The organism is Streptomyces sp. XH2, assembly GCF_049725035.1.
Lineage (GTDB): Bacteria > Actinomycetota > Actinomycetes > Streptomycetales > Streptomycetaceae > Streptomyces > Streptomyces roseoverticillatus.
In genome coordinates, this window is sequence record NZ_JBMMMZ010000006.1 from 358,427 (window position 1) to 372,297 (window position 13,871).

At 74.2% G+C, this 13,871-nt stretch carries 12 protein-coding genes; 1 reads left to right on the forward strand and 11 read right to left on the reverse strand.

Going from position 1 to position 13,871, the window contains the following annotated elements:
• Positions 1-233 precede the first annotated feature (233 nt).
• Positions 234-1,307, forward strand: a complete 1,074-nt coding sequence (locus ACOTKD_RS14805) for a hypothetical protein (RefSeq protein WP_424889396.1) — start codon at positions 234-236, stop codon at positions 1,305-1,307.
• A gap of 65 nt (positions 1,308-1,372) precedes the next feature.
• Here ACOTKD_RS14805 and ACOTKD_RS14810 read toward each other — a convergent pair whose 3' ends face one another.
• The 11 genes from ACOTKD_RS14810 to ACOTKD_RS14860 form a co-directional block, all read right to left on the reverse strand.
• The gene (locus ACOTKD_RS14810) at positions 1,373-2,320 is read right to left on the reverse strand and encodes an MBL fold metallo-hydrolase (RefSeq protein ID WP_424889397.1); all 948 of its coding nucleotides are present in this window, start codon (positions 2,318-2,320) and stop codon (positions 1,373-1,375) included.
• A gap of 365 nt (positions 2,321-2,685) precedes the next feature.
• Positions 2,686-3,789, reverse strand: coding sequence for a PP2C family protein-serine/threonine phosphatase (locus tag ACOTKD_RS14815; protein WP_424889398.1), 1,104 nt, complete (start codon positions 3,787-3,789; stop codon positions 2,686-2,688).
• A 48-nt stretch (positions 3,790-3,837) separates the two neighbouring features.
• Entirely contained in the window at positions 3,838-3,993 is a 156-nt protein-coding gene (locus tag ACOTKD_RS14820; protein ID WP_424889399.1) for a hypothetical protein, read from the reverse strand.
• Between the two features lie 25 nt (positions 3,994-4,018).
• Positions 4,019-5,854, reverse strand: a complete 1,836-nt coding sequence (locus ACOTKD_RS14825) for a carbamoyltransferase family protein (protein ID WP_424889400.1) — start codon at positions 5,852-5,854, stop codon at positions 4,019-4,021.
• A 146-nt stretch (positions 5,855-6,000) separates the two neighbouring features.
• On the reverse strand, positions 6,001-6,921 hold the full coding sequence (locus ACOTKD_RS14830; protein WP_424889401.1) for an SGNH/GDSL hydrolase family protein: 921 nt from the start codon (positions 6,919-6,921) through the stop codon (positions 6,001-6,003).
• 36 nt (positions 6,922-6,957) lie between these two features.
• A complete protein-coding gene (locus ACOTKD_RS14835; RefSeq protein WP_424889402.1) occupies positions 6,958-7,887 on the reverse strand; it encodes an NAD(P)/FAD-dependent oxidoreductase in 930 nt (309 codons plus the stop codon).
• Positions 7,868-9,181: an MFS transporter gene (locus ACOTKD_RS14840; RefSeq protein WP_424889403.1), complete on the reverse strand. Its 1,314-nt coding sequence runs from the start codon at positions 9,179-9,181 to the stop codon at positions 7,868-7,870. Before ACOTKD_RS14840 ends, ACOTKD_RS14835 begins: the two co-directional genes overlap by 20 nt.
• A gap of 52 nt (positions 9,182-9,233) precedes the next feature.
• A complete protein-coding gene (locus ACOTKD_RS14845; protein WP_424889404.1) occupies positions 9,234-10,124 on the reverse strand; it encodes a phytanoyl-CoA dioxygenase family protein in 891 nt (296 codons plus the stop codon).
• 34 nt (positions 10,125-10,158) lie between these two features.
• Positions 10,159-11,991 (reverse strand): carbamoyltransferase C-terminal domain-containing protein, encoded by a 1,833-nt coding sequence (locus tag ACOTKD_RS14850; RefSeq protein ID WP_424889405.1) that lies wholly within the window; start codon positions 11,989-11,991, stop codon positions 10,159-10,161.
• Between the two features lie 14 nt (positions 11,992-12,005).
• Entirely contained in the window at positions 12,006-13,565 is a 1,560-nt protein-coding gene (locus tag ACOTKD_RS14855; protein WP_424889406.1) for a radical SAM protein, read from the reverse strand.
• 132 nt (positions 13,566-13,697) lie between these two features.
• On the reverse strand, positions 13,698-13,865 hold the full coding sequence (locus ACOTKD_RS14860) for a hypothetical protein (RefSeq protein ID WP_189382812.1): 168 nt from the start codon (positions 13,863-13,865) through the stop codon (positions 13,698-13,700).
• Positions 13,866-13,871 lie beyond the last annotated feature (6 nt).

Consider the following 13,871-nt stretch of genomic DNA (forward strand, 5'->3'; position numbering starts at 1 on the left):
CCCCCGCGCGCGCCGCGGCGCCCCGCGCGCGCCCCCCCCCCCCCCCCCCCCCCCCCCCCCCCCGCCGCACCCGGTCCTGCGGCATCCGGGGCGTCCCGCCGGACCCATGCGCGGCACAACTACGAGATTCCGCGGTATTTCCGGTGCCACAGGGAACCATCAGCTACGGAAGACAATCTCGTACGTCGGAGACGCACGAGCGTGCGTACGAACCCGGAAGCAGGGGGCGGTACATGTCACGAAGAGTCGCGCAGCGGCGGTTGCCGGCGGTGCGGGGCGTCATGGGATCGGTGGCCGCCCTCGCGGCCGGCCTGGTCCTCGTCGCGGGGACGGCCGGAACGGCCGCCGCCATACCGGCCGGCGGCGCGCGGGCCACGGCCGTGGGCTGCGGCAGCGACCAGGAGGCGAAACAGCCGTCCGCCGCCGCGGCCGCCGCGGCCCGCGCCGCCACGGCCGAGCCGCCGGCCGCCGCGACCGGCACCGCCGCGGAGAAGATCTCCTACAGCCTGCCGTCCCAGCTGCCCATCGGCATGTGGTCGCGCTCCGGCGTCACGCTCCGCACACCCGTCACCAAGGGCACCGTCCGGCTCGACGTCCGCAGCCGCGGCTTCGGCACCGACTCCCTCACCGTCCAGCGCTACGTGCCCAAGACGCACAAGTGGACGGACCTCAAGAGCCGCTCGACCGGCTCGGACACCCACGGCGTCTTCACCTTCCCGGTCACGGCCGACGCGAGCGCGGCCCACCCGCACAGCGTGGCGCTGCGCATCCAGGACCTCGACCGGCCGGGCACCCTCACCGTCACCGCCTCCGTCGACGACGGCAAGGGCCGCACCTACCGCGCCCCCGCCCGCACCGCCGCCACCACCCGGCCCGACGTCTCGGTCAGCGGCTGGCGCGGCGGCGAACGGCTCGACCGCGGCGGCGCGCCCAGCGCACCCTTCACGGTCACGGTCAAGAACACCACCGACCGGCCCTACCCCGCCCTGTACGCCTCCTACTCCGCCTACGGCGCCGGCAAGAGCCACGCCCTGGCCCCCAAGGACCTCGTCCTGCAGCAGTACCGGCCCGGCCACGGCTGGGAGCGCGTCCCGCTCGTCGCCGGCGGCTGCGACCCCGGCATGAGCGCGGCGCTCCTGCCGGTCATCAAGGGTCCGCTGGCGCCCGGCGCCACCGCCTCCTACCGGCTGCGGATCGCCGTCGCCGGGTCGGCCCCCCGCGACGTGTCGCAGGCGGACGCCGGGGTGACGGTCGGCAACGGCGACCTGTCCTTCCACCACCAGGAACTGCCCTTCGCGATCCGCTAGCGAGCGGTCCCCGATCGACGGGCCGGCCCCTTCCGGGCCGGCCCGTCGGCGTACCCGCCCCCCCGTCAGGCCGGGCCCGGGTCACCGTCCTCCGTACGGTCGAACGCCGCCCAGCGCTGCAGGGCGAACTTCGAGCCCTCCCGGCGCACTTCGGCGGCCCCGTGGCCCGGGAAATGCGCCGGGAACACGAGGGCGCGGGTGTCGGCGGCCTCCTCCAGGATCCGCCGCCGCGAACGGGTCGCCTGCGCCTGGTCCTCGCTCAGGCACGTGTCGCAGTCCGGCTCGGCTATCTGCAGCGGGCTGTGCACCAGGTCGCCGATGAACAGGGCGCGGTCCGCGCCCGACTCCAGCCGCACGACGGACGAGCCCGGCGTGTGCCCGGGAGCGGCCTCCAGCGTCAGGCCCGCGCCGATGCGGCACGTGTCCCCCTCCCACAGCACCATCTGGCCCGCCCGGTGCACCGGGAGGACACTGTCCTCGAACACCGTGCCGACGCCCTCCGCCAGGCTCAGGTCCCCGAGGACCCCGCGCGGCGTGTGCGGCCCGGCCGGGTCCCAGTACACGAAGTCGGCCTTCGCGACGTAGTACGTCGCGTTCGGGAACGTCGGCAGCCACGCACCGTCCCGCAGGCGGGTGTTCCAGCCGATGTGGTCCGAGTGCAGGTGGGTGTTGACGACGACATCCACGTCCTCCGGGCGGACCCCGGCGGCGGCGAGCCGCTCCAGGTAGCCGGTCCTCAAGTGCGACCAGTCCGGCATGTGCGGCCGGTCCTTGTCGTTGCCCAGCCCCGTGTCCACGAGGACGGTGCGGCCCTCGCCGCGCAGCACCCACGTCTGCACGTTGCACACCAGCTGGTCGGTCGCCGGCCGCCAGAAGTCCGGCGCCAGCCACGACTCGTTCTCCTTCCACATCCGGGGGGTGCTGGAGGGAAAGATCGCGGGGGTGGGGGCGACCGGGGAGTGCCATTCCACGACACGGGTGACGTCCACGCCACCTAAGGTGATCGTCTGCATGCCATCGACGCTATGCACCGTAGGCGGAACCGCCAAGAGGCAGATGGCACCGTTAAGTTGACGGCGCCGCTGCCCCGACGTGCCTGTGCCGCTACGGCCGGGCCCACCCGTCGTCTTCCGCCGCGACGGCGACCAGCCACCGGCGAGGTGTCCGGCGGTGCCGTTCCGGCGTGCGGTGGGTTCGGCACCGCCGGGTACCGCCGTGGTGGCTGATCGCCGCCGCGGCGGTCTCAAGGATGCGCGGCATCCTTGGCCTGGGCGAAGCGGCCCCGCGTTCCGGCGGGGGCCGCCATGCTTCCCCCGCCGCGGCGGCGATCAGCCACGGACGGCCTGTCCGGCGGTGCCCGACCACCTCACCCCGTACGTCAATCTTCCCGCCGGACGGCGAGCAGCGCCGCGTCGTCCGAGAGTTCGCCGCCCGCATACGCGAGGAGGTCGGCGACGACGCGGTCCAGGAGCGCGGCCGGGGACGCGTCCGGCATGGCCGCGAGCCGCTCCGTCAAAGGGTAGAAGCGGCCCGCCGCGTCCCGCGCCTCCGTCACCCCGTCGGTGTACAGCAGCAGGAGGTCGCCCCGCTCGAACGCGAAGGTCCGTCCCCGGTACGTGCCGCCCGCCATGCCGAGGAGCGCCAGCGGCGGCTGGGGGTCGGGGGTGGGCACCTCGTCCACGTCCATGCCGCCCGCCCGCCCCGGCCGGCACCGCAGGGGCGGCAGGTGGCCGCAGTTCACCAGTTCGGCCCGGCCCGGACCGGTCACCTGCACCAGGGCCGCGGTCACGAACTCCTCGCCCGGCTGCCGCCGCCCCATCGCCGCGTCGAGGCGCCCCGCGACCGCCGCGAGCGAGGGCTCGACCTGCGCGGCTTCCCGGAACGTGCCCAGCACGGCCGCCGCCGTGTCGATCGCGGCGAGTCCCTTGCCCCGCACGTCGCCCATCAGCAGCCGCGTCCCGAAGGGCGTGACGAGCGTTTCGTACAGGTCGCCGCCGACCCGCGCCTCGGCCGCGGCGGCCAGGTAGCGCACCGCGACCCGCAGCCCGTCCAGCCGTTCGGGCGGCGGCCGCAGCAGCGTGTGCTGGGCCGCCTCCGCCACGGACCGCGACTCCAGCAGCTCCCGTTCGCGCGTGGCGACGAGCACCACGTTCGCGGTGCTGACCGACGTGATCGCCAGCACGGTGAACGCGGACGTCAGGTGGACGAGCAGGGGCACCTGGTCGTCGGCGAGCGCCAGCGGGGCGACCAGGGCGAGCGCGCCCAGGCCGACGAGCAGCGGGACCCGGGGCCGCCGCGTGCCGATGCTGGCGAGCACCGGCGCGGTGGCCAGGACGGGGGACACCGTCCACTCCGGGCTCTGCGCCAGGTCCATCGCGACGGCGGCGGACAGCAGGACGTACGCCGCCACGACGAGGAGCCGCGCGCGGTGCGGCAGGCGCGGCGCCTGGAGCTGACCGTCCGGGCCGGTGGCGTGCGTCATGATTGATGTCCACCATCAGCCACACCCGCCCCGCCCGCAACCGCGGGCTCAGCGCTCCCCGGCCCCGCCTCCGGGCACGAAGTGCCAGTACGTCTCCGCCCGCGGCCGCCAGCGCCGCGCCAGCGGGTCGCGCACCCTGCGCCGGCACCACCCCCACGGGGTGACGGCCAGGTAGTACACCGCCGTCAGCAGGACCGTCCGCACGGCGTCACACCTCCTTCCCCGGCAGTCAGTCCATCGGGATCCCGGCACGCCAGTCCCGCTCCTCCTGCCACGGCGGCTGCCCCTGCTTGCGCAGCAGGAAGCCGCCCAGCGCCAGCAGATCGATGTTGGTCCGCATGAAGCAGGCGTACGCCTCGCCCGGCGTGTTCACGATCGGCTCGCCGCGGACGTTGAACGACGTGTTCACCAGCACCGGGCACCCGGTGCGCTCCTTGAACGCGAGCAGCAGCCGCCGCAGCCGCGGGTGGCGCCCGTCGACGGTCTGCACCCGCGCCGAGCCGTCGACGTGGGTGACGGCCGGGACCGTCGAGCGGGGCAGGTGCAGCAGGTCGAGCCCGCTCACCCCGCCGGGGACGTCCGCGGCGAGCCGCTGCGCCTCCGCGACCTTGCCGACGATCAGCATGTACGGGCTCTCCTGACGCAGGTCGAACCAGTCCTTCGCGTCCTCGGCGAGCACCGCGGGCGCGAACGGCCGGAACGACTCGCGGAACTTCGTCCGCAGGTTGAGCGCCGACTGCATGCCCGGGTCGCGCGGGTCGGCGAGGATGGACCGCGACCCGAGCGCCCGCGGCCCGAACTCCATCCGGCCCTGGAACCAGCCCACGATCGCCCCGCCGGCCAGCGCGCCGGCCACCCGCCGCGCCACGCCTTCGAACCCCGGGCGCTCGTAGGGGATGCCGTGCGCGTCCAGGTACGCGCCGATCTCCTCGTCCGAGTACTCCGGGCCCAGCAGCGCGCCCGCCATCGCGTCGCGCCCGGCGGCGGGGTGCACCCGCGGCGCGCCCCGCCCGTACGCCTCGGCGAGCGCCGCACCGAGGGCGCCCCCGGCGTCCCCGGCCGCGGGCTGCACCCACAGCTCCGCCGGGCCCGCGTCCTCCAGGAGCCTGCCGTTCGCGACGCAGTTCAGGGCGACGCCGCCGGCGAGGCACAGCCGCGGCTCCCCGGTCAGCCGCCGCGCGGTGCGCGCCAGCTTGACCATCACCTCCTCGGTCACCTGCTGCACCGACGCCGCGAGGTCGAACTCCCGCTCGGTCAGCGGCCCTTCCGGCTGCCGCCGCGGCCCGCCGAAGAGCTGCTCGAAGCCCGCGCCGGTCATCACCCGGCCCCGCAGGAACTCGAACCAGCGCAGGTCGAGCCGGAACGAGCCGTCCGGCTTGACGTCGATCAGCCGCTCCCGGATCAGCGGCGCGAAGCGGGGCGTGCCGTACGGGGCGAGCCCCATCAGCTTGTACTCGCCCGAGTCGACCTTGAAGCCGCAGAAGTACGTGAACGCCGAGTACAGCAGCCCCAGCGAGTGCGGGAACCGCAGCTCGGCGAGGTGGCGCAGCCGGGTCCCCGCGCCCTGCCACAGCGTGGTCGTCGCCCACTCCCCGACGCCGTCGACGCACAGCACGGCGGCCGACGGGTAGGGGCTCGCGAAGAACGCCGACGCCGCGTGGGACTCGTGGTGGCGCCGCGCCACGACCTCCGGCACCGCCGCCCGCCCCCCGGGCCCGGCCAGGTGCTCGCGCACGGCCCGCGTGGCGGACCGCTTCCAGCCGAGCCAGGCCGGCAGCCCCTCGACGAAGGAGGCGAGGCCGTGCGGCGCCGCCCCCGCGTACGTCGCGAGCACCCGCCGGAACTTCAGCGCGGGATCCTCGTAGTACGCGATCGCGGACACGTCGCCGAGCTCCGCGCCCGCCTCCCGCAGGCAGTAGGCGACCGCCCCGCGCGGGAACGACGGGTCGTGCCGTCTCCGGCTGAACCGCTCCTCCTGTGCGGCCGCGACCGGGACGCCGTCGGCGACCAGCGCGGCCGCACTGTCGTGGTAGAAGGCCGACAAACCCAGAACCAGCTGCGTCACGCGGCGCCCCCGGATCAGAACATGGGATAGATGGACGCGTCGTCCGCCGGCTGCGGCTTCAGCGCCCGCTTGCGGCGCAGGCGCAGGTGCAGCAGCCGGGCCAGGACTCTGCGGAGCAGTGCCATGCGAGCCTCCCCCTTCCGGTCTCAGGCGGTGCCGAGGCGGTCGGCGAGGACCCGGGCGACGGCGTCGTACCCGGCGTCGACGCAGTGCACCCGGTCCACGAACAGCCAGTCCCCGGGCCCGGTCGCCGCGCCGAGCTCCGCGTTCATGTCGACGAAGGGCACCCCCAGCGCCGCACAGCCCTCGCGCAGGGCGGCCGCGTAGGCACGCCCGACCTCCATCGAGGCGATGTCGTTGTGCAGGCGGCGCCAGTTGGAGACGTCGTCCAGCTCGTCGAACAGCGCCTTCTCCTGGGGCGCCGGCTCCTCCCGCACCCAGGGCGCGAGCGGCTGCAGGACGAACGTCAGCCGCGCCCCGAGCGCCCGGGCCAGCAGCCGCCACCCGCCGAGGTGCCGCACCGTCAGGGCCGTCGCGTGCGCGATGCGCTCGGCCGGGGCCGGCACCGCGGACGCGTCGGGCGCGGGGCCGCACTCGAAGAAGGCGCCGTGCCGGCCGTGCCGCGCCGCCGGCAGCCGGCTGAGCACGAGGTTGTTGACGCCGGAGAACAGGACGATCTCCGCGACCTCGGGCAGCAGGTGCTGGAAGAGCGTCAGCAGCATCAGCTCCTGCGCCGAGTTCAGGCTCTGCCCCGAGAAGTTGAGCCAGGGCCTCCCGGGCGCGTGCCGGCTGCCCAGGCGCGAGGCGATCGTGGCGTGGTCCCCGCTCGCCCCCACGCCGAACACGGCGGAGCTGCCGGCCAGCAGCCGGACGGGCCCCGGCGGGCGCCCGTCGGCGACCGTCGCCGTGCCGTCCGCCGTGTGGGTGACCCGGAAGCCGCACGAGTCGGTGGAGTACACCGGCGTGCGCTCGTTGCCGTACTGGAAGAAGCCGATGTACGGCTGGTCCTCCAGGACGAAGGTGTAGTGCTCCATGTGGGGGACGAGTTCGGCGCGCGGGGACTTCATGGGGCAGGGCTCTCCTCGGGTCTCCGGACGGTCGCGTCAGTGGGCGGCGGGTGGCAGGTCGTAGAGCGCGCCGGGCCGGTCCTCGCGGATCAGGTCGGCGTTGACGGCCATGGCGGCGAGGCCGCCGCTGGCCGCGGCCATGGCGGCCTGCTGCATGTTCTTGCCCAGGTCGCCGGCCACGTACAGGCGGGGGAGCGAGGTGCGGCCGCGCTCGTCGGTCTGGACCTCCGTGAGGTCGGCGGCCTGGAGCCAGGGCCGCAGCGGTTCCACGCGCGGCTCGGTGTCCATGTGCAGGAACAGCGCCGTGAAGGTGAGCGAGCGCCCGTCCGCCAGGTCGACGGCGACCCCGTCGGGGTGCGCCGACACGCTCGTGATCTTGTCGGGGACGGTGGCGACCCCGGAGGCGGCCAGGAAGCCCCGCTCCTCCTCGGGCAGCTCCCGCCGGTCCGACAGATAGGTGAGCGAGGACGTCCACGCGGTCAGGGTCGCGGCGAGGCACTCGCCGGGCACCGCGCCGCCGTACACGCCGAAGCGCCCGTCCCGGACCTCGTAGGCGTGGCAGTACGGGCACTCGAACACGCCCTTGCCCCACAGCGCGGCGAGCCCCGGCACGTCCGGCACCTTCGAGCGCACGCCCGCCGCGTACACCACCGTCCGGCTCGCGTACGCCCCGGACTCCTTGGCCACGGTCACCAGGCGGTCGTCCTCGGGGGCCACGGAGATCACCTCGTCGTCCACGAACTCCACGCCGTAGCGGGCGATCTCGGCGCGGGCGCGGGCGCGGAAGTCCGCGATGGTCACCCCGTCGTTGGTGAGCATGTTGTGCATGACGCCCGCGGCCATGTTCCGGGCGTCGCCCGAGTCGACGAGCGCGACGCGCCGGCGCGAACGGCCCAGGTACAGGGCCGCGCCCAGGCCCGCCGGGCCGCCGCCGACGATCACGGTGTCATACAGTTCCGCGGTCATGCTCTCCTCTTTCGGTGTCGGTGTGCTGCCGCGGCACGCGGGAGGCCTCCGGCTGTTCGCCGGTGAGCACGTCCTGGCGCAGCGGTGCGAGCAGGGCGACGGATCCCAGGATCAGGACGGCCCCGGACGAGACGAAGACGGTGGTGACGGACGTGGTGCGGGCGAGCAGCCCGCCGAGGGCCGCCCCGATCGGCATCGTTCCCCACGAGCACAGGCGTGACACGCTCATCACGCGGCCCTGCAGCTCCGGCGGCGCGAACCGCTGGCGCAGCGACAGCACCGGGATGTTCCAGCTCATCATGAAGACGCCGTTGCAGAAGATCGCGGCGCCGGCGGCCACGACGTGCCCCGCCAGGCCCAGCCCCACGTAGGCCGCGCCCGACAGGATCAGCGACCACTGCGCCATGACGAGCGTGGGCAGCCGCCGGGAGAGCCGCGGCGCGAGCCACGTCCCGGCGATCGAGCCGACGGAGCCGACGGTCAGCAGCAGGCCGTAGCCGGTGGCGTGCAGGTGCAGGGTCCGGTAGGCCAGCAGCACCAGCATCGAGAACGTCGCCGAGTACACCAGGCCGTAGAGCGCGCTGGCGGCCAGCGTGCGGGTGAGCGCCGCCCGCGTGAGCACGAAGGAGACGCCCGTGCGCAGGTCCTGCCACATGGAGCGGGCCGCGGACGTGCCGGGCGGGGGAGCGGTGCGCGGGGCCGCCGTGACGCCGGCCAGCCCCAGCAGCAGCACCGCGGCGAGCCCGTACAGCGCGCCGCCGGTCGCCAGTGCCAGCGTCGCGCCGACGCCGACCAGCAGACCGGCCAGCGGCGGGCCCGCCATCTCGTTGAGGATGACCTGCGGCGCGAAGAGCCGGCCGTTGGCGTGCTCCAGGTGCTCGGAGGCCACGATGTCGGGCAGCATCGCGGGCGCCGCGGTCTCCGCCAGCGTCTCGGCGATGCCGAGGACGAACGAGAGCGCGAACAGCACGGCCAGCGACGTGCCCGCAGCGAACGCCCCGACGGCCGCCAGCAGCGCGGCGGCCCGCGTGAGATTGCTGAAGAGCAGGATCCGCCGCCGGTCGTGACGGTCCGCCAGGACGCCCGCGGGCAGCGCGAACAGCAGCCACGGCAGCATGTTCACCGCCGTGAGCCCGGCCACCACCAGCGGCTGCGGGTGGCTCGCGACCACCAGCAGCGGCAGCAGGGTGCGGGTGACGCCGTCCCCGGCGTTGGACGCCACGGACGACGACCACAGCCAGCGGAAGCGGCTGCCCAGCACGGGCGTACGGGCGGGTGCCCCGGTCTCGGTCAAGGGACTTCACTCCGCGTCCGGCCGCGCACCGCCGCCCCGCCGCCCGGCCCGGTCACGGCCAACTCGTGAGCCCCAGAAGCCGCTCGCCCAGCGGGGTGAGCTCGGCGCGCCCGTACAGCTCGCGCTCCTTCTTGCGAGGGCTTCCGTGGTGCTCGTGCTCGTGCGGCGGGATGCGGTCCCGCCAGAACCGTACGCGGCTGTCCCGGAGCGCGGCGTCGTCCTCCAGGGCGGGCGCCATGGAGATGTACTGTGCCATACGCACCCGGTCCGCGGAGCGGTTCGGGCGCACCCCGTGCGGCAGCAGGCTGTTGAAGATGATCAGGTCTCCGGGGTCGACGCGCAGCGTCTCGATCGCGTACCCGGTGATGTCGGGCGTCATCGGGTCGCGGTCGGGGGGCTGTTCCTCCAGCCAGGCGTCCAGCTTCTCGAAGATGCCCGGCACGCACTGGAAGCCGCCGATCTCCTCGTTGCCCTCGCTGAGCGAGAGCACCCCCTGGCAGCTGATGGGCAGCGGCCGCCGGGAGGTGTCGACGTCCCAGTGGACGAAGCCCTCGAACGCACGGGTGCCGCGGTTCGGCGGGTTGACGTTGGCGAAGTCGATCACGACCCACAGGCCGGTGGTGTCCCAGATGTCGACGAACGCGTCGTACACCCGCTGCGTCTGCCGGTTGTCCCACATGGCCTGGTGGTTGTAGATCTCCACCAGCCCGCTGTGGCCCGGCAGCCGCTGGTTGTCGGTGCGGTCCGCGTACCAGGTCGCGGGGTCGCCGGGCGCCATGTCCTCGAACTCCCACAGCGCCCGCGTCAGCCGCTCGACGTTGTCCGCGGGCACGGCCTGCCGGACGACGACGTACCCGCGGGTGGTCCAGTGCTCCCAGTCCTCGGGGGACAGCACGCGCAGCGGCAGCTTCTTGCGGATGTCCCTGAGCTGGGTCCTCGCCATGGTCGGTGCTCCTCGCTTCCGGGTCGGTTCCTGGTCAGGTGATGACGGTCCGCTCGTCGGCCAGGACGACCGCGTCCAGAGCCGTGCCGTCCAGCAGCTCCAGGGCCTCCCCGAGGTCGTTGAGGATGGGCCGGCCGCCGCCGTTGGCGCTGGTGTTGATGAGGATCGGCAGCCCCGTGCGGCGCGCCACCGCGTGGCACAAGCGGTGCAGCAGCGGGTGCCGGTCGGCGTGCAGGGTCTGCAGCCGTGCCGTGCCGTCGATGTGCCGCACCTCGGCGAGCCGCTCGGCGTGCTCCTCGCGGACGCGTACCGCGAACAGCATGGTGTCGGTGTGGTCGAGCGGACCGGTGAAGTACGCGCCGGCCACCTCCGCCGGGCACAGCGGTGCCACCGGCCGGAACCACTCGCGCCGTTTGATGGTCTGCGAGACGTGGCGCCGGGCGCCGGCCCAGTGCGGCGAGACGAGCAGCGACCGGTGCCCCAGGGCACGCGGCCCGGTCTCCATCCCGCCGCCCAGCCAGGCCACGCACTTGCGCCCGGCGAGCATGCCGGCCACGTGCTCGGCCAGGGCGGCGTCGCTCGCGAGGGTCGTACGGGTGTGACCGGTGCGCACCGGGCCGCGCGCCGTGAGCGGCGGACCGCCGTAGGCCAGCTCCGCACCCGGCCGCCCGCCCGCCGCGGGACGGTCCTGCGGTGCGGCCACGGCCAGCGCCGCGCCCAGCGCGATCCCGGAGTCGTCGCAGCAGGTGGGGATGTGCACCCGGGAGAACAGCCCGCTCTCCGCGATCCGGGTGTTCGCCGTGATGTTCAGGGCGCAGCCCCCGGCGTAGCAGAGCACGGGGTGGCCGGGCCAGCGGGCGTGCAGCCCGGCGACGAGGTGGGTGAGGTCCTCCTCGACGGCAGCCTGGAGCGTCGCGGCGAGGTTCCGGCAGACCGGGTCGCCGGGGCTGTGCCCGACGAGGAAGCGGTGCCCGCGCGGCGTGCGGATCTCGTCGGGGAACACCCCGCCGTAGGAGTGGACCACGTCGTCGTCGGTGGCGTCGCCCAGCAGGCCGTCCAGATAGCCGCCCGCGTCCTCGTCGTACGGGTACCAGGTGTCCTCGTAGCGCAGGGCGCTGCCGGCGGGCGCCTCGCCGCCGAGGGGGGCGAGCAGGTCGGGCGCGTGGCACCGGGCCCGCTCCCCGGCGAGCATCGTGCGCAGCACGGGCAGGAGGTCGGCGTCCACGGTGCCGGTGGCGGCCAGGCCCAGCAGCTTGCCCGTGTCGAACTGGCCGCCGTGCACCCGGCGGGCCAGCGCCTCGTAGACCAGCCCGAAGCGCGGCCCCGTGCGGTTGCTGAACGACAGGACGGGGGTCAGCGACGTGCCGTCGCCCAGGCAGACCATGCCGCACTCGGCGTAGTTGCCCGTCCCGTCCAGGGCGAGGGCGATCGCCTTGTCCGCCCCGGACGTGTAGTAGGCCAGGGCGGCGTGCGCGTAGTGGTGGCGCACGGCGATCACGGGCAGCGGGCCGGCCGGGCCGTCGGCGAGCGGCCAGTCCACGGACTTGACCGGGCGCAGGACGGACGTGGCCAGCGCGTCGCCCGGGCGGCTCCACGTGATGTCCTCGGAGACGAGCTCCACGAGCCCGCCGGGCAGGATCCGGCACGCCGGCGTGTACCAGTCGGCGACGGCGACCGCGGTGACCGGGCCGCGCGCCAGCGCGTGCAGCCGGTTCACCCAGTCGCCGACCGACGCCGCGAAACCGGCGTTGCCGCCGCACACGTGGCGCAGCCCCACCTGGCGCTCGCCCTCGATGACGTGGACGCCCGTCGGCTGGGCCAGGGCCGCGCCCCCGTCGTGCCCGAAGTTCAGACCGATCGTCGGCATCTGCCCGGGCCCCGTCAGACGCCCGTGCAGACCTGGGCGTGGTGGCGCTCCAGCAGCCCTTGCACGACCTCGCGCATGTACGCGCAGTAGCCCGGCGACATCACCTGGATCGACCCGTTCTCCTCCTCCAGCGCGCCCGCGGACCCGCCCGAGCAGGTGCCCTGCAGCTCGCAGCCCTGGCAGCCGGGGCCGTTGGTGTAGGCGCGCATGCCGTAGTCGCGGTAGGCCGCCGAGTTGAACACGCCCCGCCAGTCGTCGATGGTGCCGAGCTTGCGCGCCGTCGCCTTGCAGGCGAACACGCTGCCGTTGGGCTCGATGGACAGCTGCCGGCCCACGGCCGGGCACGTCTTGTAGTCCGCCTGGGCCGCCCACTTCGCCTCGTCGGCGATCATCTGGAACGTCTGGTACCAGTAGCCGCTGAGCTGCACCCCGCGCTCGCGCCCGTAGTCGACGGCGGCCAGCAGCTTCTGCGCCACGTCGTGCGGGCTGTGCTGTTCGAAGAACTCCCGGGCCTGGAAGGAGACGATCACGTCCAGGGAGTCCAGGCCGGCCTCGGCGACGAAGTCGATCAGCGGGGTGCCCCACTTGTCCCAGGTGTACTGCGACAGGACCGTGGTGATGCTCACGGGCACGCCCGCGGCCTTCATGTCGAGGATGGCCTTGCGGACCACGGGCCACGGCGTGCGCTGCTGCTGCCCGCCGCGGAACTCCCCGGTCTCGGGGACGAGGTAGTCGATCGAGACGGTGGTCGAGACCCGGTAGTCGGCGAGCGCCTTGAGGAGTTCGTCGTCGATGCGCGAGCCGTTGCTCGTCATGTCGTACGACAGGGCGACGCCGTCGTGGAAGTGCCCGAAGGTGCGCAGGATGTGCAGGATCGTGTTGCGGGCGAGCGTCGGCTCGCCGCCGAAGAACGACACCGTGAGCTCGCCGCCGCCGTTGGCCTTGCGCAGCGCCACCGCCTCCCGCAGCGTCTTCTCCGCGACCTGCGGGGACATGTGCATCGAGGGGTTGCGGGCGCCGTCGGTGCCCTCGTTCCAGTCGCCGCGGGCGAGCGTCGGCCCGCTGTCGCCGCGCGCCGTGCGCAGCTGGACGAGGACGGGGCCGGGCTTGACGGACTCCCCGGAGGTGTTGCGCTCCTCGACGCCGCCGTCGAAGTTGTAGGCGAAACAGCCCTGACAGGAGAAGTTGCAGGCGTTGGTCAGCACGAGCTGGATCGAGGAGTGGAAGACGCCGCTGCTGAGCGCCTCGCCGCGGGCGGCGAGGAGTTCGTCGATCTGCGCCGCCTCGTCGTGGCCGGCCTCCACCAGGTACTGCGCCTCGATGAGGCTGTCCACGGTCTCGCTGCCCACCCGTGCGCGCAGCGTGTCCAGGGGGATGCCGTCGGCGGCCTCGCGCAGCAGTGCGACCGTGTCGCGGTCCACCAGGCGGGCGTTGCCGAAGAGGGAGTGGAAGGCCACCGTGCGCTCGGTGCCGTCGTAGGCGTCGAGCCGGCCGCCGAACCGCGAGAAGTCGCGGTCCCGGGCGGTGCGCATCGTACGGACGTAGCGGGAGGACTGGTAAACCGGAGCCGACATCGGTGGACTTCCTCCTGGATGTGGTGCGGACCGAACGGGGCCGGGACGCCGGCCGGGGGAGCGCGACCGTGGAACGGGCCCGCCGCTGGCGTGGATCGCGGCGGGCCCGTCGGAACCGGTGCGCCGGGACTGCTACGCAGGGGTGACCGTTTCCTTCGTCTCGGAGACGTCCGTACAGACCGACTCCGCCTTCGGTACCGGCGTGATCGTCGGGGCGTTGCCCTTGTCGGGCGAGACGAACCCGCAAGGGCGGGACGACGCCGTGGGTGTCGGAGTGATCATCTTCTTGACTTCGGCCATCAGTCT

Bases quoted from the DNA above. Each gene is read 5' to 3' on its own strand.
- ACOTKD_RS14845 (WP_424889404.1), bottom strand. From the start codon at position 10,124: ATGGCGAGGACCCAGCTCAGGGACATCCGCAAGAAGCTGCCGCTGCGC.
- ACOTKD_RS14810 (WP_424889397.1), bottom strand. From the start codon at position 2,320: ATGCAGACGATCACCTTAGGTGGCGTGGACGTCACCCGTGTCGTGGAA.
- ACOTKD_RS14835 (WP_424889402.1), bottom strand. From the start codon at position 7,887: ATGACCGCGGAACTGTATGACACCGTGATCGTCGGCGGCGGCCCGGCG.
- ACOTKD_RS14850 (WP_424889405.1), bottom strand. From the start codon at position 11,991: ATGCCGACGATCGGTCTGAACTTCGGGCACGACGGGGGCGCGGCCCTG.
- ACOTKD_RS14830 (WP_424889401.1), bottom strand. From the start codon at position 6,921: ATGAAGTCCCCGCGCGCCGAACTCGTCCCCCACATGGAGCACTACACC.
- ACOTKD_RS14855 (WP_424889406.1), bottom strand. From the start codon at position 13,565: ATGTCGGCTCCGGTTTACCAGTCCTCCCGCTACGTCCGTACGATGCGC.
- ACOTKD_RS14815 (WP_424889398.1), bottom strand. From the start codon at position 3,789: ATGACGCACGCCACCGGCCCGGACGGTCAGCTCCAGGCGCCGCGCCTG.
- ACOTKD_RS14805 (WP_424889396.1), top strand. From the start codon at position 234: ATGTCACGAAGAGTCGCGCAGCGGCGGTTGCCGGCGGTGCGGGGCGTC.
- ACOTKD_RS14860 (WP_189382812.1), bottom strand. From the start codon at position 13,865: ATGGCCGAAGTCAAGAAGATGATCACTCCGACACCCACGGCGTCGTCC.